The sequence below is a fragment of the Mycobacterium sp. HUMS_12744610 genome, from assembly GCF_041206865.1.
GTDB classification, from domain to species: domain Bacteria; phylum Actinomycetota; class Actinomycetes; order Mycobacteriales; family Mycobacteriaceae; genus Mycobacterium; species Mycobacterium servetii.
Genome location: NZ_JBGEDP010000001.1, coordinates 2691064 through 2710887, shown reverse-complemented (window position 1 = coordinate 2710887; position 19824 = coordinate 2691064). Strand labels below are relative to the sequence as shown.

Genomic DNA, 19824 nt, shown 5'->3' with positions numbered 1-19824 from the left:
GTCGCCGTGTCGGCTACCGTTTAGCTACCGCCGTACTCGCCGCCGAGTCCGTACGCACGCGCGTCGGGAGGGAACCATGGCCCACAACCGGGCAATCACCGCGCGGTGGTCGACGCTCGTTGCGGCCCCGCTTACGGCGCTGTTCTTCGCGGTCCCGGCCGCGGCCGATCAGGTCGACGACGCGTTCGTCGCGGCGCTGGAAAAGCGCGGGATCGTCTTTCAGAGCGACGCCGCCGCGATCGCGGCGGCCCGAAATGTGTGCGCCGGCCTCGACAACGGCCAGACGCCCGCCGGCCTGACGCTGGCCCTCGCGAAGACAACCTTCCTGTCGGCGCGGGACTCCGGCTACTTCATCGGTGCTTCGGTGGCGTCCTATTGCCCGCAGCACAGGAGCGACGCGGGCATTTCGGTGCCCCCGCCCGCCGGGTGAACCGGCCCCGCGTCCGGGTCACAGGTCCCGCAGCCTCGCCTCCTCGAGATCCAGGCTGCGTTCGATGGCCCGCAGCACCGTCGCGCTGATGCGGCCCTGCTGTCGCAACCCCACGACCATCGCCCGCTCCGCGCCGAGCATCCCCAGACGCAGGCCGCGGTACTTGTCGGCCTCACCGTGCGGCACCGCCGTGACCGGGTCGGGCCCCCGTAGCCGGCGCACCCTGGACGTGTACAGGCTGCGCAGCGATGCGACCGCCGCGTCGGACTCGTCGCGCGCCTCGGGCTGATCGCCCAGCCAGTCGAGCGCGGCGGTGGCCGCCTCCAGCCGGGCGTTGCGCTCCTGGTCACGCCAGTCCTCGCGGCCCACTCCGAGCCTGCGGAGCAGCAGCGGCAGGCTCATGCCCTGCAGGACGAGCGTCACGACGACGACCGACGCCGCGACCACGATCACCAGGTCGCGATGCGGGAAGGGCGAACCGTCGTCGAGGTGCAACGGGATGGCCAGCGCCGCGGCCAGCGAGACGCCGCCGCGCATCCCGGCCCAGCCGATCACGGCCCGCTCCCGCCAGGTAGCCGGTTTGCCCGGGCCGCGCCAGACCTCGGTTATCGCTGGTCGCAGCAACAGCGTCCAGGCCAGCCGCGATCCGACCACCACGGCCAGTACCGCCGCGACGACGGTCAGCAGCGTCGAGGTGGGTACCCCGGGGACGCGGTGGACCACTCGGACCAGCTGCATCCCAACGAGCGTGAACAGCGCACCGTTGAGCAGGAACACCAGCACGTCCAGGAACGCGAACGCCTGCAGCCGCGCCCGGGGCGCGTAGATCCACCCGGAGCGGGCGCCGACGTAGACCCCGGCGACGACGGTCGCCAGGACCCCGGACAGGCCGGCCGCCTGCGCGAGCACATAGGTCAGGTAGGGCGTGGCAAGCGACAAGGTGATCTCCGGCAACACCTGATCGAGCCGGCGGCGGACGCCGACCAGGATCCAGGCGATTGCCAGGCCCAGCGCCGCGCCGCCCAGCGGCGCGACGAGCACCGTCTGCGCGATCTGCCCCGGACGCACCACACCCGCGGCCGCGGCGGTGACGGCCCCGACGTAGAGCACCAGCGCGGTGCCGTCGTTGATCAGCCCTTCGCCCTCGACGATCGTCACCAACCGCTCGGGCGCGTTGAGCCGCCGGAACACCGAGGTGGCCGCGACGGTGTCGGTGGGCGCCACGACCGCCCCCGCCACCGCGGCGATCGTGATCGGCACGCCGGCGAACCCGACCATCGCCGCCATCACGCCCGCCATGGTGACCAGGACCAGCCCCACGGCCAACAGCCCAATGGGGACGGCATCGGCCCGCAGGTCTTCCGGGGCGATGAAGTACGCGGCGAAGTAGATCAGAGGCGGCAGGAACACGTAGAAGACGACCGTGGGCGACAGCTCGGACGTCGGCGTCCACGGCGGCAGGCTCAGCAGGGCCCCCAGCCCGACCAGCACCACCGGGTATGGCACCCCGAACCGCTCGGCCAACCACCCCGCCAGCGCGATGGCCAGTGGCAGGCACAGCAACAGGAACGTCAGTTGCGAGGTCATCGAATCGGTCCTCCCGCAGGCACGTTTGGTCCGCGGCGCGACGGGTCGGCGGTCATCACCCGCGGGCCTGTAGCGGTCTCAGGCAGATTCGCGCGCCGACGTCCCGCCGTCGACGGCCAGCACCATGCCGCTGGTGCGGGTACCCGCCGCGAAGTACAGCGCGGCCTCGCCGACGTCCTCGGGGGTCCCCTCCAGCGGCAGCGGGCGGTCCTTGTGCATCTTCTCGCGCGTCTTCCGCACGAATTTGTCGACGGCTTCCGGGCTCAGCCCCGGGACCGACGAGGCCAGGATGGGCGTCGGAACCCCGCCGGGCGCAAGGCAGTTCACGCTGATGCCCAGCGGGGCCAGTTCGGTGGCCACGCTGCGGCTGAAATGAATGACCGCGGCTTTGGAGGCCCGGTAGGTCATCACCCCGCCGCCGGCCTGCAGGCCCCCGATCGATGCCACGTTGATGATGCTGCCCCCGTCGTGGTCGGCCATGTGGCGCGCCGCCTCCTGGGTGCCGAGCATCACGCCCAGGACGTTGACCGCCATGACCTTGGCGAAGTCGCTGAGGTCGGCCTGCAGGAAGCTCCGGTGCATCGTGCTGGAGATGCCGGCGTTGTTGACCATCACGTCGAGGCCGCCGAAATGCCGGACCGCCGCGTCGACCACGGCGCTGACGTCGCCGGCGGACGAGACGTCGACGTGCTCGAATCGGGCGCGGTCACCGCACTCGTCGGCCAGTTGCCGTCCGGCGTCGTCGATGTCGGCGATGACCACCGAGGCGCCGGCAGCGAGGAACGTGCGGACGATGCCCAGGCCCAGCCCGGAGGCGCCGCCGGTGACGATGGCGACCTTGCCGTCCAACCGTGGGGTCATCAACCGGTCCTTTCGGGTTCGTGGCGAATCCTCACCGGCCAGTGTGCTACACGGGTTATTCGATGGGTTCGTCGCCCAGCACGGTGGTGCGCAGCATCTCCCGCGCCGAGTTCGGGTCGTAGGGCGCGGCGCGGTGCAGCACGCCGCGGTTGTCCCAGATGACGGTGTCGCCGACCGACCAGGCGTGGCTGTACACCTTGTCGGGTTCGGTGGCGCGCGCGAGCAGCTCGTCCAGCAGCGCCCGGCCCTCGTCGAGGTCCATGCCGACCACGTAGTCGGCCGAGGCGCCCAGCACCAGCGACCTGCGGCCGCTGCGGTGCGTCCACACCAGCGGGTGCTCGTGGGTGCGCCGAGAGTTCCACCGCGCCAACTGCTCCGGTGTGGGATCGGGGTAGACGCGCCGCTGGGACGCCGCCAGCGAATGCACGACACGCAACGACCCGAAGCGCCCCCTCTCCCCGGCGCTCAGCGCATCGTAGGCGGCGTAGGTGTTGGCGAACTCGGTTTCGCCGCCCCGCTCGGCGACCTGCACCGCCGACAACACGGTCGCCTTCTGCGGGCACTCGTCGTCCTTGATCGGGGTGCACCCGTCGATGTGCCAGTCGAAGGTCGCCTTCAGGTACTCCGCCGAGGCGTTCTTGGACCGGTCCAGCGTGATCGGATAGATGCCGGCGACGGGGTGATGCCCGTCGGAGGAGTGGTCGACCTCGCCGAGGCGGCGGCAGAACGCGACCTGTGCCTCCGGGTCGACCCGCAGACCCCGGAACACCAGCACACCGTTGGCCTCCAGGGCGTCGAGCACGGCGGCCCCGAGCGACTCGTCGGAGGCCACGGCGGCCAGGTCGAGCCCGACTACCTCGGCGCCGACGCGGTCGGTGAGCTTGTTGACGGTGAGCAGACTCATGGTCGGTCCTCCGGCGGTCAGGGGGTGGGCTCTACGGTGCGGGTCATGACCGCGTCGGCGGCGCAGACGGGCGCGGGCTGGTGCATGATCTCCACCGACATGGCGACCATGATCAGCGAATAGATCAGGTGCAGCAGGTTGAGCGCGTCGTCCGGCAGACCGTCGAGCGGGAACTTGTCGCAGTATCCGATGGCCTCTTCCAGGCGCGGGAAGAACGCGTCGTAGAACTCGCGCATCTGCGGCATCGTGCTGGACATCCGGGCGTTCCAGCGCTGGGTCTCGGTGGCCAGGCACCACGTCCGGGCGTAGGGCTCCAGTTCGGCGAAGGCGCTGGGCAGCAGGGCATCCGGCATGGTCACACCCCCGCCGGTGCTGTTTCGCGGCGGTAGGACTGATATTCAGTCACCCAGTCGACGACCACCTTGTGCAGATGGCGCACCAGGATCTCCTGATCGTTCAGCGGGAAGTCGTCGACGACCCCGTACTCCAGCGCGGCCTGCGTGCCACCGAGCATGCCCGCGTCCTGCAACGCGAACTCCTTGAGCACCACCGACGCGACTTCGTGCTGAATGCGTTCCCGCACGCTGCGGGCCGGAGAGAAGTAGGTGTAGGCCTCGAAGCGGTGGGTGTTGTACGAGGTGGGCCAGTACCGGTAGAGCAGATACCAGCCGCCGTAGATCAGGATCTCGACGTTGGGGAAGATCTGGAAATTGCTGATGCCCCAGGGTTCGATTCCGCCGGGATTGAGCCCGGGGGGCAGTTCACCGATGTCGGGGGTGCGCCACGGGCCGACCAGCCCGCTCTCGGTGGCCCGCTCGATCGGGTACATGTACTCGGGCGGCAGCAGCCACCGGCGCCGCCCCGCGGTGGACACCATCCGGTGTGGGCCGTCGAGTTGGAAGTGCCCGCAGGTGAATCCGGCGTTGGGGTCGCGCACCTCCGGGGGCACCTGTTGGGGGTGCAGAGAGGGGACGTGGTAGTACTCCTGGAACGCGTCGGCGAAGATCTTCCAATTGCTGTTGTTGTGCGCCACCCACTCGTAGCGTTCGGTCAGCCTCGCGAACGGGTAATCGTCGAGGCCGGTGATCATCGGGCCCAGGAATTCGCGCAGACTTTGGCGCGGCTCGGGATCGAAGTTGACGAACACGAACCCGTTCCAGACGTCGCAGTGGACGGCGCTCAGCCCGTAGCCGGACCTGTCGAGGCCGAAGAACTCGGATTCCTGCTGCACGAACGTCAGCACACCCTGCAGGTCGTAGCGCCAGCCGTGGTACTTGCAGGTGAACTGCCGGCAGGTGCCGCGGGTCTCCTCGGCGGGAAAGTCCTTCCACACCAGCTTGTTTCCGCGGTGCCGGCACACGTTGTGGAAGGCGCGGATCCGGTCGTCCCTCCCCCTGACCAGGATCACCGAGGCGCCCGCGGCCTCGATCTCCTTGGTGAGGAAACTGCCGGTGCGGGGCAGTTCCTCGATGCGGGCGACGTTGAGCCAGGCTCGCTTGAAGATCGCCTCGCGTTCCAGTTCGTAGAACTCCTTGGACGTCGAGTCCCGGAAAGAGACCGGGCCGGTGCCCAATTCGGAGTAGTGCTCGGTCCAGGACCCCTCCACCGGCCGTCCCGATCGGGTCATGCGAACCTCCTCGTCATAGCACCGCTCCCCCGTTGACGCCGAGGATCTGGCCGGTGATGTAGCGGGCTTCCTCGGAGCTGAGGAACCCGACGGCCGCGGCGATGTCGGCGCCGGTGCCCAGGTAGCCCATCGGGATGTTGGCGGCGAGTTGTTCGTTGGAGCCCAGATAGCCGGCGGCCTGCCCGGCGTGCTGCATGGGGGTCTCGATGCCCGACGGCGGGATCGTGTTGACCGTGATCCCGTGCGTGGCGTATTCGCGGGCCAGCGACTTGGTCAGCGTGATCACCCCGCCCTTAGCGGCGGCGTAGTGGGCGGCGAAGGGCGAACCGCGTTGGGCGCTCGACGACGAGATCGTCACGATCCTGCCCCAGTTCGCGGCCAGCATGTCGGGCAGGGCGACCTGGCAGCAGTGGAACGTGCCGGTCAGATTGACATCGACGACGCGCGCCCACGCGTCGGCGGAGATCTCGGTGAACGGGGCGAAGCCGAACAATCCGGCGCTGGTCACCAGGACCGAGACGGGTCCGAGTTCGCCGCGGACCTCGGCGAACGCCCGCTCGAGGGCGGGCCGGTCCGTGACGTCGGCGCCGACACCGACGGAGGTGACCCCGCCGGCCCGCAGGGCTGCGCTGACGCGTTGTGCCGTTTGCTCGTCGACGTCGAGAACCGCGACCTTGTGCCCGCGCCGGCCCAGTTCGTGGCAGGTCGCCTCGCCGATGCCGGAGGCCCCGCCGGTCACCACCGCCACCCTCGGTGTGTTCACTCGTAGATCACCCTGACCCTTCGGCTGGTGGGCAGCGCCGCGTCGCCTGCGCGCGCCGGCACGGTATCGACCATCAGGTGTCCACGTGGTCGTTGAAAAGCTCATTGCCGGTGCCTTTTTCGACGATCCGGCCCAGCAATTCGCGCAGCGTCTGCTGCTCCTCGGCCGTCAGCACGCCGAACACCTTGTCGTGTGCGGCCACCGCGTCGCTGACCACGGTGGCGGCGACGTCGCGGCCCTCGCCGGTCAGGTAGGCCTGCAGGATGCGCCCGTGCTGGGGATTCTGCTTCCGCTCCACCAGGCCGCGGCGCTCCAGCGAGGTGAGCGCGAACTGAACCCCTTGGGGGCTGATCAACAGGCGCCTGGCCAGTTCCGCGCCCGACAGGCCGGGCTCGTTGGCGAGCTGGCGCAGCACACCGATCTGCGCGGTGCTCACGCCGTGCTCGCTCATCGCATCGTTGATGGACGTCAGAGAATGGTAGAAGGCCTGTTTGAGCAGCCACATGATGTTATCGGTGAGTTCCATGCCCGCCTCCCCACCCGATGACGTTCTTGTAGACCTGGCCGCCCTTCATCACGAAGGGCACGTCGAGCGTGACGCCGATGTCCCGGGAGGGATCGCCCGGCACGGCGATGACGTCGGCGAGGTAACCCGGCGCGAGCCGGCCCAGTTCGTCGTCGGCTTCGACGAGTTCGGCGGCGACCACCGTGGCGGCCCGGATCGCCTGCATCGGCGTCATGCCGCGGTCCACCAGCGCCTGCAGTTCCCTGGCGTTCTGGCCGTGCGGGATCGCCGGGGCGTCGGTCCCACACGCGATCCGGACCCCGGCGGCAATCGCTTTGGGCAGCATGGCCTTTGCGCGGGGGAAGACGTCCTCGGCCTTCTTGCGCAGCTCCGGGGCGATCCGGTCGATCGCCATCGCCTCGGTCAGATACGTGGTGGAGACCAGGAAGGTGCCGTGATCGACCATCATCTGAATCGTGTCGTCGCCGGCCAGGAATCCGTGCTCGATGCAGTCGATCCCGGCGCGGATGCACGCCTGGATCGCTTTGTCGCCGATGGCGTGCGCGGCCACCCGCACCCCGGCCCGATGTGCCTCGTCGGCGATGGCGGCGAACTCGGCGTCGGAGTACTGCTGGGAGCCCGGCGCGGTGCTGTGCGACATGACCCCGCCCGATGCGGACACCTTGATCAGCTTGGCGCCGTGCCGAATCTGGTAGCGGACGCAGGCGATCACGTCCGGCACCCCGTTGGCGATGCCCTCGGCCACCGAGAGCGGCATGATGCCGGGCGCGAGCCGCTGAAAGACCGTCGGGTCCAGGTGCCCCCCGTAGGGGGTGACGGCGTGGCCCGCGGGGTAGATGCGCGGGCCGGCGTGCCAGCCGTTGTCGATGGCGCGCTGCAGCGCGACGTCGAGCAGGTAGCCGCCGGTCTTGACCATGAGCCCCAGGTTGCGCACCGTGGTGAAACCGGCCTCCAACGTGGTGCGCGCGTTCACCGCGCCGCGCAGCGTCCGGTACGCCGGGTCGTCCTGCACGCCGTGCATCGGCGCGGGCAGGCCTTCGGGGCCGCCGGGCCCGCCGATGAGCAGGTTGAGCTCCATGTCCATCAGACCCGGCAGCAGCGTGACGTCCCCCAGGTCCAGAACGGTGGCCGAATCGGGCAGGGGCGCTGCGGGATTGACCGCGGTGATGCGGTCGCCCTCGACGACCACGACGGCCGGCGAGCGAACCTGCCCGGCGGCGACGTCGGCCCACCGCGCCGCCCGCAGGACGACGGACCCGGTTACCGGGAGGGTCACGGAAAGGGCTCCGAGACGCAGTCCAGCGTCGAGGCACCGGAGTCGGGAACCCGGGGCTGCTTCCAGCACTCCACCGGGAACGACACCATGATCATCGAGTACAGCAGGTGCATGAGGTTGAGCACGTCGTCGGGCAGGTCGTCGAGCGGGAACTTGTCGCAGTAGGCCAGCGCCTCCTCCGCGCGCGGGGTGATCGCGTCGTAGAAGGCCTTCATCTCGGCCATCGAGCTGGCCAGCCGCTTGGCGTAGCGCTGCGGCTCGGACGGCAGGCACCAGTCCGCGTAGGGCTCGAGGTCGGCGAATTCGGTTGGCAGCGTTGCGGTCATCGTGCTGCGGCTCCCGCCGTGGCGGAGGTCGACAGGTAGCGCTCGATCCAGGCCGCGGTCTCCTTGTGCAGGTGGCGCAGCAGGATCTCCTGGTCGTTGAGCAAAAACCGGTCCACCCAACGGGATTCGATCATCGCCTGGGTCGCTTCGAGGGTGTTGGCGTCCTGCAGCCCGTATTCCTTGAACGTCACGGCCGCCAGCTCCTGGGCCACCCGCTCGCGCGGGGTGCGCGGCTGCGGGAAATACAGCGTGCCCTCGAAGAGGTGGCTGTTGTACGACGTCGGCCAGTAGTGGTAGGTCAGATACCAGCCCTGGCCCCAGAACAGGATCACGAAGTTGGGGAACAGCTGGAACGAATCCAGGCCCCACGGGTCGCATCTCGCGGGGTTGAGCCCCGCGGGCATCTCCCCCAGATCCTGCTTGTCCCAGGGGCCGAACAGCCCGCTCTGGCAGATCTCTTCCATCGGCTTGCGCAGTTCGGGCGCCATCTCCCAGGCCCGCACCCCCGACGTGCTGACCAGCCGGTGCGGACCTTCCAGGCGGTAGTGCGGGGCTTCGAAGCCGGCCTCGGCGGCCGCCTTCGAATAGGGCGAGGGCGACTGGTTCGCGTGCAGCACCGGCGCGTGGTAGAACTCCTGGAACGCGTCCATGTAGAGCTTCCAGTTCGCCTTGACCTGCGAGCGGTAATGCCAGCGCGAGGTGAGTTTGCCGAACGGGTAACCCTCCAGGTCGGTGATCATCGGCCCGAGGAACTCGCGCAACGATTGTTCTGGCTGCTTGGCGAAGTTGACGAAGATGAAGCCCTCCCAGACCTCGCAGTGCACCGGCACCAGCCCGTAGCGGCTCTTGTCGAGGTCGAAGAACTCGTCTTCCTGCTGCACGAAGGTCAGGTTGCCGTCCAGGTCGTAGCGCCAGCCGTGGTATTTGCAGGTGAACTGCCGGCACACCCCGCTGGTCTCCTCGAGCGGCATGTCGTTCCACACCAGCTTGTTGCCGCGATGCCGGCAGATGTTGTGATACGCGTTGACGTCCCCGGCTGCGGTGCGCACCAGGATGATCGAGGTTTTGACGACCGCCAGCTCTTTGGTGAAGTAGCTGCCCTTGCGCGGAAGTTGTTCCACCCGGCCCACATTGAGCCAGGCACGTTTGAAGATGGCCTCGCGCTCGAGCTCGTGGACCTCCGGGCTGATGGAGTCCTCGTAGGACACCGGTTCGGTGCCCAGCTGCGGGTAATGCTGCGTCCAGCTGCCCTCCGGCGGCTTGGGGAATCGCGCCATCCTGCCTACCCCTCTCGACCCCGTGACCCGGCCCGGCATGCGCCGGGAGCGTGCAGCGCCGACGCTATATGCTCGAAGGGCGGCATCGCAAGTAGTTGATATTCGCGTCCCACCCCGTATCAGGAAGGCGAGCGGCCAGTGCACCAAGACGAACTGTTCATCGGCGGGGCGTGGGCCCGGCCGAGCAGCGACCGGCACATCGATGTGATCTCACCGCATTCGGAGCAACTCGTGGCCCGGGTCGCGGCGGCCGGTCCGGCGGACGTGGATGCCGCCGTGGCGGCGGCCCGCGCGGCCTTCGACACCGGCCCGTGGCCGCAGCTGCCGCCGGCAGAGCGGATCGCGGTCGTGCGCCGGCTCGCCGGGCTGTATGGGCAGCGCGGCGCCGAGATGGCCGAGGTCATCACCTCGGAGATCGGGGCGCCGATCGCCTTCTCCCGGCGCGCCCAGGTCGGCCTGCCCACGATGATGATGACCGCGTTCTGCGATCTCGCCGAGAACTACCCCTTCAGCGAGGCGCGGCGCGGCCTATACGGCTCCGACATCCAGATCCGCAGGGAGCCCGTCGGTGTCGTCGCCGCGATCGTGCCGTGGAACATGCCGCAGTTCCTGACGGTCACCAAGCTCATCCCCGCGCTGCTGGCCGGGTGCACCGTGATCGTCAAGCCCGCCGAGGAGTCGCCGCTGGACGCGCTGCTGCTCGCCGAGATGATCGCCGACGCCGGGGTGCCCGACGGGGTGGTCAGCGTGCTGCCCGGCGGCCCCGAGACGGGCGGCCACCTCGTCGCGCATCCCGGTGTGGACAAGGTGTCGTTCACCGGTTCGACGGCCACGGGAACCGCGGTCGCGACGGCGTGCGCGGCCCGGCTGGGCCGCGTGAGCCTCGAATTGGGCGGCAAGTCGGCGGCCATCGTCCTCGACGACGCCGATCCGGGAGCGGTGGCCGTCGGCATCCGATCGGCCAGCCTGTCCAACAGCGGGCAGATCTGCAACGCGCTGACCCGCGTGCTCGTGCCCGAAGGCCGCGCCGGCGAGTTCACCGATGCGCTGGCCGCCGAGATGGAGTCGCTGCGCGTCGGGGATCCCGCCGACAAGGCGACGCAGGTCGGGCCGCTGGTCACCCACAGCCAGCAGGACCGCGTGCGGGGCTACATCGAGCAGGGCCGCTCGGAAGGCGCGCGCCTGGTCACCGGCGGCACCGCCATGCCCGACGGCCTGGACCGCGGCTGGTACGTGCGGCCGACGCTGTTCGACCGCGCCGACAACACGATGCGCATCGCGCGCGAGGAGATCTTCGGGCCGGTGCTGACCGTCATCGAGTACGGCGACGAGGCCGACGCCGTGCGGATCGCCAACGACTCCGATTACGGGCTGGCCGGCGCGGTGTGGACCGAGGACGCCGACCGCGGGCTGGCCATCGCCGGTGCCATCCGCACCGGCACGTTCGGGGTCAACCAGGGCTACACGATGGACCCGTTCGCGCCATTCGGTGGGGTCAAGTGCAGCGGCTACGGGCGCGAACTGGGCCGCGAGGGTCTCGACGGCTACACCGACACCAAGTCGATCGCGGTCGCGACCGGCTAGCGTTTGCGGCCGGGCGCCGCGCCGTCACAGCGGCCACACGCGTCTCCGCGATGCGGGCCACTCGATGTGCCCGCCTCGCAGCGACAACTGTTCCGCGCCTTCGGTTGTCGCTGCGAGGTGGGCACAAAATGTGGTGGCTCCTGCCGGGTGCTGTTGTGGCGTGTGTGGTTTCGGCGCGGAGCGGCGATTCCGCGCGGTTCAACGTGCCGGCAGCCCGGGGATCCCAGCACCTTGAGCACCGACACGCCCGGCGGGAGAGTTCCTCGCGATGGACGAACTGCTGCAGGATGCCGGCGTTGCGGCCGCCGAACTCGGGAGGGTTGCCCGGCAACAGCCAGCCGTGGTCGAACTGGAGCCGCTGCCAGCGCCGCGCCCAGCCGGGATGTGGGACGTCGACCGCGACCGCTCGGCCGCCTGCGCCTCGGTAGGCAGGTGCTCGTCGAGGAACCTGACGAACTGGGCGCGGAAGGCCTCGACCTCCTCCCCGAAGGTCAGTTGCACACCGCGCAATATATCAAGTACTTAACATTCGCGGCGCCGTGCGCTATGACTAGTGGGATGCTCGATTCAGAGAAGATCTTGATCACCGGGGCGACCGGCAAGATCGCCTTCCCCATCGCGCGGGCCCTGGCCCCACGCAACGAGGTGTGGGGCGCCGCCCGTCTGAGGGACCCCGCGGATCGCGACAAACTGGCCGACGCCGGCATCACGCCGGTCGCGCTCGACATGGCCACCGGCGACTTCTCCTCCCTACCCGACGATTTCACCTACGTCTTCCACGCGGCGGTCGATCCCGGCGCCGGCGACTGGACCGCATGCCTGCGGACCAACGCGCAGCATTCCGGTGACTTGCTGTACCGCTGCCGCGGCGCAAAGGGTTTCGTGTTCTGCTCGACCGGGTCCATCTACGGGTACCGGGGGCAGCGGCCACTGACCGAGTCCGATCCGCCGGGGGTGCCGCTGCGGGCCGATTACAGCTTCTCCAAGGTCGCCGCCGAGGCCGTGTGCACCTGGGTCGCCGGGCGGTACGGCATTCCGCTGACGATCATCCGCATCTGCTCCACCTACGGGCCCGAGGGCGGCGCGCCGGCCGACCGCCTCGATGCGATATTGGCGCGCAAGCCGATTCGCCTGCACCCCGACAAGCCCAACAACTACAACCCGATCTACGAGGACGACTACGTCGAGTTCGGCATCCGTGCCATGGAGGTCGCCGCCACCCCGCCGGTCGTGGTGAACTGGGCCGGCAGCGAGACCGTCAGCGCCGAGGACTACTGCTCCTACCTGGGCGAGTTGGTGGGCGTCGAGCCGATCTTCGACTACACCCCCGACGCGCACACGCCGCTGTGGCCGGACGTCACCCGCATGCACGACGTGCTGGGGCACACGAAAGTCCCCTGGCGCGAAGGTTTCCGGCGAATGGCCCGGGCACGCCACCCCGAGATCGAGCTCAAACGAATCTGAAGGACGGCATCGATGCTGCTACCCGGCACGCCCTCAGACGAGGTCGCCGACGTGCTCGCCGCGGGACGCGGTGACATCGCCACCGTGTTCGTCTCCATGGCCACGCGCCATCCCGAGGGGGCCGACGCGGAGTACCTGCGCTGGCACACGATGGACCACCGGCCCGAACAACACCGGCTCGGTGCGGTGCGGGCGTCGCTGCGGCTGGTGTCCACTCCGCAGTGCCGCAACGCGCGGGCGTTCGGCACCGAGCGGTTCGACCCCGTCGACCACGTGATGTCGTATTTCTTCACCGACCCTGGCGGACTGGCTGGGTTCAACCAACTTTCGGCGGCACTGGGTGGCGCCGGGCGCAAGCTGGCGCTGTTGCCCCCCGTCGAGCGCGGCGTCTACGACGTGCGCGCCACGGCGGCCGCACCGCGGGTCAAAGTCGGGGCCGACGTGCTGCCGTGGTGGCCGGCCCGCGGCGTGTACGTGCTGCTGGAAAAGGACGCGCCGGCGCCGACGGACCTGGTCGGCGTGGACGGTGTCGCCGGCGTGTGGTCGGCGGCCTCGCAGGCCGTCGACGCGAGCCTGGCCGGCGCCCCTGCGGGACAGACCCTTTCGTACTGCTTCCTCGACGAGGACCCGATCGTCGCCGCGGGCAGGCTGCGGCCCGCGCTGGAGCAGCGCTGGGCCGACGGCACCGCCACACCGCTGTTCGCCGCCCCGTTCCACGTCGTCGTGGCGCACGAATGGGACCGCCATGTCCCGTGAGCGGGCGATGCCGTGAGGATCGGTGTGATGGTGGGCTCGGACAAGGAGCGCACCCGCGCGCAGCGGCTGACCGGGCTGCTCGAGGACGGAAGGGCCGCCGAAGCGGACGGATTCGCCTCGTTCTGGTTGCCGCAGGTGCCCGGCTACCTCGACGCGATGACGGCCGTCGCGTTGCTCGGGCAGGTCACCGACCGCATCGAGATCGGCACCGCGGTCGTGCCCATCCAGACCCGGCACCCGCTCACCATGGCGCAGCAGGCACTGACCACGCAGGCCGCGTGCGCAGGGCGGTTCACGCTGGGCATCGGCCCGTCACACCATTGGATCGTCGCCGACCAGCTGGGGTTGCCCTACGAGCGGCCCGCCCGTCTGGTCGGCGACTACCTCGACGTGCTGGACGCGGCGTTGGCCGGTCCCGGTGCGGTGTCCGTCGACAACGCCACCTACCACGTGCACAGCCCGGTGGACGTCACCGACGCCCCGGTCCCGGTGCTGCTGGCCGCGCTCGGCCCGGCGATGCTGCGCATCGCCGGGGAACGCGCCGGCGGCACCATTCTGTGGATGGCCGACGAACGCGCGATCGGCGACTACGTCGTCCCCCGTATCACAGCGGCGGCAACGACTCTCGGCCGCAGCGGGATTCGGGTGGTGGCCGGAGTCCCGGTAGCGCTGTGCCGCCCCGGCGAGGTCGAGCAGGCCCGCACCCATGCCAGCGAGGTGCTCGGCCACGCGGACTTCTCCCCCAACTACGTGCGACTGCTCGAGCACGGCGACGCCGCCGACGTCGGCGACACGATGGCCGCCGGCGACGAAGCGGCCATCCTCGCCAGGTTGCGCCGGTACCGCGACGCCGGCGTCACCGATCTCGCCGCCCGGGTGGTGCCGCTGGGTGACAACGCCCAGACCCGGAGCGAGTCGCGCCGCCGCACACAGCAATTGCTGGCCGCCGTAGCCGCGGAATTCGTCGCCGGAGCATAGCTGCGCGGCGGTGGGAAGGCGCATAATGACAAGCCATCAGCCACCGACAGGAGGCTACGATGGCAACGCCCTACAAACTCCTGCAACTGGCGCTTGTTTTCGTCGGCGCCGTCATGCTCCTGGTCTATCCCCTGGCGGTGGTCTGGCCGTCGGGCTGGATGTGGCACTCCGGAGCGCCGTACCGATCCGACTACTTCATGATGATCGTCGGCGTCTACGCCACCCTCGGGGTGTTCCTCATCAATGCCGCGCGCAGCCCGGAAAACAACCTCAGCCTGATCTGGTTCACGGTGTGGTCCAGCGGCGTGCACGCCGCGATCATGACGGTGCAATCCTTCGGCGACGGCCATCTGGGACACCTCTGGGGCGACGTAATGGCGCTGCTTCTCGTGGCCGTGGTCTTGGCGGTGCTCGTTCGGACATCGGGGATCAAACAGCCGCCCGCCGATCGGTCTCGGCTGGCGACGAGTTAACGCGGACCCGAAGTGGGCCCCGGGTTTCGGCACGCCCGATTCGGGCGATCCTGACCGGAAGTGTTCGTCGACCCGTCAAGGAGATCTCGCGTGGATCCGCAAGCCAACATCGACCCGCCGGAGGTACCCGAAGACGCCAGGAAGGCCACCGAGGAGCAGCGCCGGCTGCAGGACGAGCTGGAACACCAAGGCGAGGACCCGGACGCGCCGGGCCTGCACCAGTCCCATGAAGACGTCGCAGAGGAATCCCGGCGCTAGACACCCCGACGACAAACGGCAAAGCCTGCCCCACGCGTCGCACGGGACACTAAGCTGCTGACCGTGGGTACCGCCGTGCTGGCCAACGGCCGGGGCCGCTGGCTGGCGATCGCGGCCTCGGTGACCGTCTCGGCCGCCATGGTCTACGCCCAGACCACCGAGCACCGGTGCTGCGTGGGACACCCGACCGTCGCCGAAACCGCGCCACCCGGCGCCCCGCAGATCGCCCGCCCCCCGGACGTGCCGCAGATGTCCGCTCCCGCGGACGGGCCGCGGATCGCCACCCCCGCGGAGGTGCAGTCGTTGGCGGCCAACGCGCCCACCGCCCCCACCTCAGCCCAGAACTTTCTGGTCGCGCTGCCTCCCAGCGTGGCGCCGGAGCATGGGTTGCAGGTCAAGACCATCTGGGCGGCGCGTGCCATCGGCGTGCTCTTCCCGGAGATCAAGACGATCGGCGGGTACCGGCAGGACGCCCTGAAATGGCACCCCAACGGATTGGCGATCGACGTGATGATCCCGAACTACCACAGCCCGGAGGGGATCGCGCTCGGCAACCAGATCGCCGGCTATGCCCTCGCGAACGCCAAACGCTGGGGCATCAACCACGTGATCTGGCGCCAGCGGCTCTACCCGGGCATCGGCGCGGGCAGCTGGACGGCGGACTACGGCAACGAGACCCTCAACCACTACGACCACGTTCACATCGCCACCAATGGGGGCGGCTACCCCACCGGGCACGAGATCTACTACATCGCGGCGATGAGCCCGCAGCCGCCGGCGTGATCGGCGTCTGCGAATCTCCGCATGCCACGAGCGTTTAACCGCCCCGACGGTGGTACGAAACCACCACCCAGGGTGAGAACGGGCGATTGGTCACGGCGTGGGGATATTCGGATGCCGGACCGTGGGGTTCCTAAGCCGGCGGTTGCTCATGGGTTCTCGCTGCGACTTCTGATGTTCAATCTGCCGGATCAGCTCGCGCTTTGCTTCGCCGAGGGCGCGGGTTAGGTCCGGGTTGTCAGCAACCGCTACCAATGGCGGAAAGCCGGGCAGGCTCGTGCGCAATGTGACGCGCTGTTCCTTGCCACCGCGGTCCTGTAAGGAGACATCGACGACCAGGTCATGAGGGTCCCACCTTCCCAGGTGCGGCCCGAGCGTCGACAATGCCTCCACCACGTGGCGTCGCTCATGCTCCTTGAAACCCGCACCCACCTGAAGCACGAGACCCCCGAAGACATCTCGTTGTTCGTACTCGGATTTACCCATCGTGGCCTCATTTCGCGTAGGCGGCGGCACTGCGGGTGTGGTAAACGCGCCGAGCCGCCCTCGATTGACTACGAGTCCGGGATTGACCAGAGCGGGCAAAGAAGTCGCCGCCACCCGATTTCCGAGACACAAGCGCAAACCACATCGACCACCGCAGCGAATTCGAGCGTGGACATTTCTTCTAGTGGACAACGCCTTTGGTTATCTTCGGAGTTGGAACTCTGTCAAAACGCTTGTTAAATGGCCTGTCTGCCAAGTATCTCTACGGCGTAACACTACACGCCCGAATGCTGCTTGGCGAAGCTTCGCGACAACCGATCACGATTCGATTGACGACGACACCACTGACCACCGCGGCGTTTTAAGGGGTGTGCATTCCGGACATGACAGCAACGCCCCTCGAGAAGGCGGACGCGAGGGCGCCTCACGTAGTGTCGATTGGGTGACGTCAGCAGATGAGTGATCAGCGGGAGTGTCGGTGTGACGTGTGGTATCGGTGACATGGGGTAGCGGCCTGATCACCGGTCCGGTGAACCGGGCGATCGCGACCACGCGGAACGGCATCGAGGTGCTGCGGTTCGGTGGCCTTCAAACCGGATCCCGTCCGTCGCCGTTTCGGATCGTGGAGCGCTCCGACATGTACCGGCTGCGACGGTACTTTCCCGACGGGGCAAACGATCCGTCACGGCCGCCGGTAATACTCGTGCCGCCGATGATGATGTCGGCCAACGTGTTTGACGTCACCAGACACCAGGGCGCGGTCGGAGTCCTGCATGATCTCGGGGTGGACCCGTGGGTGGTGGACTTCGGCTCACCGGACCGGGAAACCGGTGGGCTCGAACGCACGTTGAGCGACCATGTGATCGCACTGAGCCGCGTCGTCGACGCGGTGCAAGCACACACCGGGCGCAAGGTGCATCTGGCGGGCTACTCGCAGGGCGGCATGTTCTGCTATCAGACCGCCGCCTACCGACGTTCCGAGGGCCTGGCCAGCGTCATCACGTTCGGTAGCGCCGTCGATTCGCTCAGCGGTCTGCCGTTCGGGATTCCCGCCGCCTTGGCGGGCCGCGGCGCCCAGCTGGTCGCCGACCACGTCTTCAACCGTCTCTCCGTGTCCGGATGGATGGCCCGTACCGGGTTTCAACTTCTGGACCCGATCAAAACGGTACGGGCGAGATGGGACTTCCTATGGCAACTCCATGACCGGGAGGCGTTGTTGCCCAGGGAACAGCAACGCCGCTTCCTCGAGGCAGAGGGCTGGGTGGCCTGGTCGGGTCCCGCGGTCGCCGAACTGTTACGGCAGTTCGTAGTCCATAACCGCATGATGGCCGGCGGCGCCGTGATCGATGGCACCTTGATCACGCTCGCCGAAATCACCTGTCCGGTTCTGGCGTTCATCGGCGAGGTCGATGACATCGGCCAGCCCGCGTCCGTGCGAGGTATCCGGCGGGCCGCCCCCCGCGCCGAGGTGTCCGAGGTGCTGTTGCGGGCAGGTCACTTCGGGCTCGTTGTCGGATCGACCGCCGCCACGCACACCTGGCCCACGGTCGGTCAATGGGTGCTCTGGCAAGACGGTCGAGGGCCCAGGCCCGACGGAGTGCATGCGATGGAGGCCGACCCTAGCGGCGCGATCGATGGCGCCGTCGGGCTGTCGTCGCGCATCGGTCGCTCGGCGGGTGTGCTGGCCGAACTGGGCGTCGGCGTGAGCCTGGGGTTGGCCGACGCCGCGGTGGGGGCGGCGCGCAGCGGCCGGGAGATCGCCGGGGAGGCCGTGCGTACCCTACCCCGGCTCGCCCGCCTCGGGCGGCTGCAGCCTCTGGCGACGTCGGATATCGCAACTGTCGGAATGCCAGGTTGGTCGGGTCCGAGTCTGTCGGTGTCATGTCTGGTTCCGATCGGGGTGTTCGTTGGTCCGGCGCCGGGTCGCGTTGTGTCGGCGAAGGACACCAACCAGGGTGAGAGCGGCAAATGCCGCAAGAGCATGCTGGGCGCTCAAGTAGTAGCGGCGACGGTCGATCTTGCGACCGCGGGCCGGGCGCCGTTCTTGGGCGAGGTTTCGGTAGCGTGTCGGCGAGAACGACCCGAAATATTCGCTGACGAAGTTGCTGGTTCGCCGTGTCGGTAATCCCATGTCGGCCAACAGGTCGTCGATGTGGTGCACCAGGTGCGGTCCGATTTGATAGCCCTGCGGTCGAGCTGGCATGACCTCCTCCAGCCAGGCCTGCACGCGTCGTATCTCAGTCTGCATTTCATCGAGACTGGGAAGTGCGAGTTCGCCGCGGAAGCATCGTGAAAGCCAGTGGGCTGAGATTTCTGAGCTGAGCTGACACGCGGTCGATGAGGCGTAGCCCACGAACCCGAGGCGCTGCTCGGTGGGCGGAAGGATATGCCGGTAGAGCTGGAATCGCCCGTCGGAGACAACGGGTGTCCGCAGTTCGGGCGCTAGAAACGACAACGGCTGGCGCCAGCCGGTGGCGAAAACGACGATGTCGGCAGCGATCTGATCGCCGCTGGCCAGCAGGACCTGCGGTCCGCCGAGAAAGGCCGCGACCGAGTCACGCCGCAGGACCAGCCGACCGCGGCGGGCCATATCGTAGAACTCCTTGCCGAACCCCAGGTTTTCGATTCCAGTAGGCATCGGCTCGTCAGGCACCATGGCCGCAGGCATCCTGAGCAGGAATCGAAACAGCAGACTCACCACCCGCCAGACCAAGTTGGTCAGCTGCTTGCCCGGCCCGTGCAACAACCTCTCCATCAGGCTGGGGTGGTGGTAGCGGAAGAACGCCTCGGTCGAACGTCCCAGAGTCAGCCGGTCGGCGGGAATACCTCCCGGGAAGTAGCGGGGCATCATCCAGTGGGCCTTTCGGAACACCAGCGTGCATTCCTGCGCGTGCGACCCGGCCCACGCCGCGCAATCCAGCGCGGATTTGCCCGCGCCCACGATCACCACCCGTCGCCCCGCGAACAGGGCAGGATTGGTCGCTTGGCTTGAATGGACCACCGTCCCGGTGAACCGGTCGGCACCGTCGATCGCAGGCATGTCCGGTTCAGAGAAGGTTCCCGCGCATACCACCGCAAAGTCACACACCACGGTGCTCAAACCCGTTGGGCCACAGCTTTCTACCGTGAATTCGTTACCGTGGCGAGACACCCGCACCACCTCAGTCGATAACCGAAGAAGCGGGGCCAACTCGAACCGGGCCACATACGAGGCCAGATACGCGCGCACCTGCTCAGCGCTCGGGAAGATGTCGGCTGATCGGTCATAGGGATGGTCGGAGAATGCGTAGGTGTCGCGTGAGTTGTTGGTACGCAGTCCGGGATAGGTCCGCGATTGGGTCCAAACACCGCCGATCGCCTGCTCCTTCTCGAACACGATCACCTCGAAGCCGTCCTCGCGCAGCACTTTCGCGGTGACCAGGCCCGCAATTCCCGCGCCGATCACGCCGATCCGCCCGGCCCGCATGT

At 68.5% G+C, this 19824-nt stretch carries 20 protein-coding genes and 2 pseudogenes; 9 read left to right on the top strand and 13 right to left on the bottom strand.

Annotated elements, in window-relative coordinates:
• The first annotated feature begins 76 nt into the window (after positions 1-76).
• Positions 77-430: a DUF732 domain-containing protein gene (locus AB8998_RS13325; protein WP_369738364.1), complete on the top strand. Its 354-nt coding sequence runs from the start codon at positions 77-79 to the stop codon at positions 428-430.
• Positions 431-448: 18 nt separating this feature from the next.
• Here AB8998_RS13325 and AB8998_RS13320 read toward each other — a convergent pair whose 3' ends face one another.
• The 10 genes from AB8998_RS13320 to AB8998_RS13275 form a co-directional block, all read right to left on the bottom strand.
• Positions 449-2017: a Na+/H+ antiporter gene (locus AB8998_RS13320; protein WP_369738363.1), complete on the bottom strand. Its 1569-nt coding sequence runs from the start codon at positions 2015-2017 to the stop codon at positions 449-451.
• A 78-nt stretch (positions 2018-2095) separates the two neighbouring features.
• Positions 2096-2878 carry an SDR family oxidoreductase gene (locus AB8998_RS13315; RefSeq protein ID WP_369738362.1) on the bottom strand — a complete coding sequence of 261 codons (783 nt, stop codon included), beginning with the start codon at positions 2876-2878 and terminating at the stop codon, positions 2096-2098.
• 55 nt (positions 2879-2933) lie between these two features.
• The gene (locus tag AB8998_RS13310) at positions 2934-3782 is read right to left on the bottom strand and encodes a TauD/TfdA dioxygenase family protein (protein WP_369738361.1); all 849 of its coding nucleotides are present in this window, start codon (positions 3780-3782) and stop codon (positions 2934-2936) included.
• Between the two features lie 17 nt (positions 3783-3799).
• Complete coding sequence (locus AB8998_RS13305) at positions 3800-4135, bottom strand: hypothetical protein (RefSeq protein ID WP_369738360.1); 336 nt, start codon at positions 4133-4135, stop codon at positions 3800-3802.
• Between the two features lie 2 nt (positions 4136-4137).
• The gene (locus tag AB8998_RS13300; RefSeq protein ID WP_369738359.1) at positions 4138-5409 is read right to left on the bottom strand and encodes an aromatic ring-hydroxylating oxygenase subunit alpha; all 1272 of its coding nucleotides are present in this window, start codon (positions 5407-5409) and stop codon (positions 4138-4140) included.
• Between the two features lie 13 nt (positions 5410-5422).
• On the bottom strand, positions 5423-6172 hold the full coding sequence (locus AB8998_RS13295) for an SDR family NAD(P)-dependent oxidoreductase (protein WP_369738358.1): 750 nt from the start codon (positions 6170-6172) through the stop codon (positions 5423-5425).
• Between the two features lie 73 nt (positions 6173-6245).
• Positions 6246-6698 (bottom strand): MarR family winged helix-turn-helix transcriptional regulator, encoded by a 453-nt coding sequence (locus AB8998_RS13290; protein ID WP_369738357.1) that lies wholly within the window; start codon positions 6696-6698, stop codon positions 6246-6248.
• Positions 6682-7974 carry a metal-dependent hydrolase family protein gene (locus tag AB8998_RS13285; RefSeq protein ID WP_369738356.1) on the bottom strand — a complete coding sequence of 431 codons (1293 nt, stop codon included), beginning with the start codon at positions 7972-7974 and terminating at the stop codon, positions 6682-6684. Before AB8998_RS13285 ends, AB8998_RS13290 begins: the two co-directional genes overlap by 17 nt.
• Positions 7971-8300: a hypothetical protein gene (locus tag AB8998_RS13280; RefSeq protein WP_369738355.1), complete on the bottom strand. Its 330-nt coding sequence runs from the start codon at positions 8298-8300 to the stop codon at positions 7971-7973. The genes AB8998_RS13285 and AB8998_RS13280 overlap by 4 nt, the downstream gene beginning before the upstream one ends.
• Entirely contained in the window at positions 8297-9577 is a 1281-nt protein-coding gene (locus AB8998_RS13275; RefSeq protein ID WP_369738354.1) for an aromatic ring-hydroxylating oxygenase subunit alpha, read from the bottom strand. Before AB8998_RS13275 ends, AB8998_RS13280 begins: the two co-directional genes overlap by 4 nt.
• Positions 9578-9715: 138 nt before the next feature.
• Here AB8998_RS13275 and AB8998_RS13270 point away from each other — a divergent pair, with 138 nt between their 5' ends.
• Complete coding sequence (locus AB8998_RS13270) at positions 9716-11161, top strand: aldehyde dehydrogenase (protein WP_369738353.1); 1446 nt, start codon at positions 9716-9718, stop codon at positions 11159-11161.
• Positions 11162-11360: 199 nt separating this feature from the next.
• Here the strand turns inward: AB8998_RS13270 and AB8998_RS13265 are convergent.
• A pseudogene (locus AB8998_RS13265) lies at positions 11361-11662 on the bottom strand (acyl-CoA dehydrogenase family protein); the annotation flags it as partial.
• 57 nt (positions 11663-11719) lie between these two features.
• On the opposite strand from AB8998_RS13265, the gene AB8998_RS13260 reads away from it, so the two are divergent.
• The 6 genes from AB8998_RS13260 to AB8998_RS13235 all read left to right on the top strand — a co-directional run bounded on the left by AB8998_RS13260 (position 11720) and on the right by AB8998_RS13235 (position 15873).
• Positions 11720-12625: an NAD-dependent epimerase/dehydratase family protein gene (locus AB8998_RS13260; protein WP_369738352.1), complete on the top strand. Its 906-nt coding sequence runs from the start codon at positions 11720-11722 to the stop codon at positions 12623-12625.
• Positions 12626-12637: 12 nt separating this feature from the next.
• Positions 12638-13381 carry a hypothetical protein gene (locus AB8998_RS13255; protein ID WP_369738351.1) on the top strand — a complete coding sequence of 248 codons (744 nt, stop codon included), beginning with the start codon at positions 12638-12640 and terminating at the stop codon, positions 13379-13381.
• 12 nt (positions 13382-13393) lie between these two features.
• Positions 13394-14359 carry a TIGR03564 family F420-dependent LLM class oxidoreductase gene (locus AB8998_RS13250; protein WP_369738350.1) on the top strand — a complete coding sequence of 322 codons (966 nt, stop codon included), beginning with the start codon at positions 13394-13396 and terminating at the stop codon, positions 14357-14359.
• A gap of 59 nt (positions 14360-14418) precedes the next feature.
• Positions 14419-14832, top strand: coding sequence for a DUF6632 domain-containing protein (locus tag AB8998_RS13245; protein WP_369738349.1), 414 nt, complete (start codon positions 14419-14421; stop codon positions 14830-14832).
• A gap of 90 nt (positions 14833-14922) precedes the next feature.
• Positions 14923-15090, top strand: a complete 168-nt coding sequence (locus tag AB8998_RS13240; RefSeq protein WP_369738348.1) for a hypothetical protein — start codon at positions 14923-14925, stop codon at positions 15088-15090.
• A gap of 63 nt (positions 15091-15153) precedes the next feature.
• Positions 15154-15873 (top strand): VldE C-terminal domain-containing protein, encoded by a 720-nt coding sequence (locus tag AB8998_RS13235; RefSeq protein ID WP_369738347.1) that lies wholly within the window; start codon positions 15154-15156, stop codon positions 15871-15873.
• A gap of 90 nt (positions 15874-15963) precedes the next feature.
• Here AB8998_RS13235 and AB8998_RS13230 read toward each other — a convergent pair whose 3' ends face one another.
• Positions 15964-16356 (bottom strand): hypothetical protein, encoded by a 393-nt coding sequence (locus AB8998_RS13230; protein WP_369738346.1) that lies wholly within the window; start codon positions 16354-16356, stop codon positions 15964-15966.
• 496 nt (positions 16357-16852) lie between these two features.
• On the opposite strand from AB8998_RS13230, the pseudogene AB8998_RS13225 reads away from it, so the two are divergent.
• Positions 16853-18172, top strand: a pseudogene (locus AB8998_RS13225) (acyl-CoA synthetase); the annotation flags it as partial.
• Positions 18173-18235: 63 nt separating this feature from the next.
• Here the strand turns inward: AB8998_RS13225 and AB8998_RS13220 are convergent.
• Positions 18236-19822 (bottom strand): flavin-containing monooxygenase, encoded by a 1587-nt coding sequence (locus AB8998_RS13220; RefSeq protein WP_369741375.1) that lies wholly within the window; start codon positions 19820-19822, stop codon positions 18236-18238.
• Positions 19823-19824 lie beyond the last annotated feature (2 nt).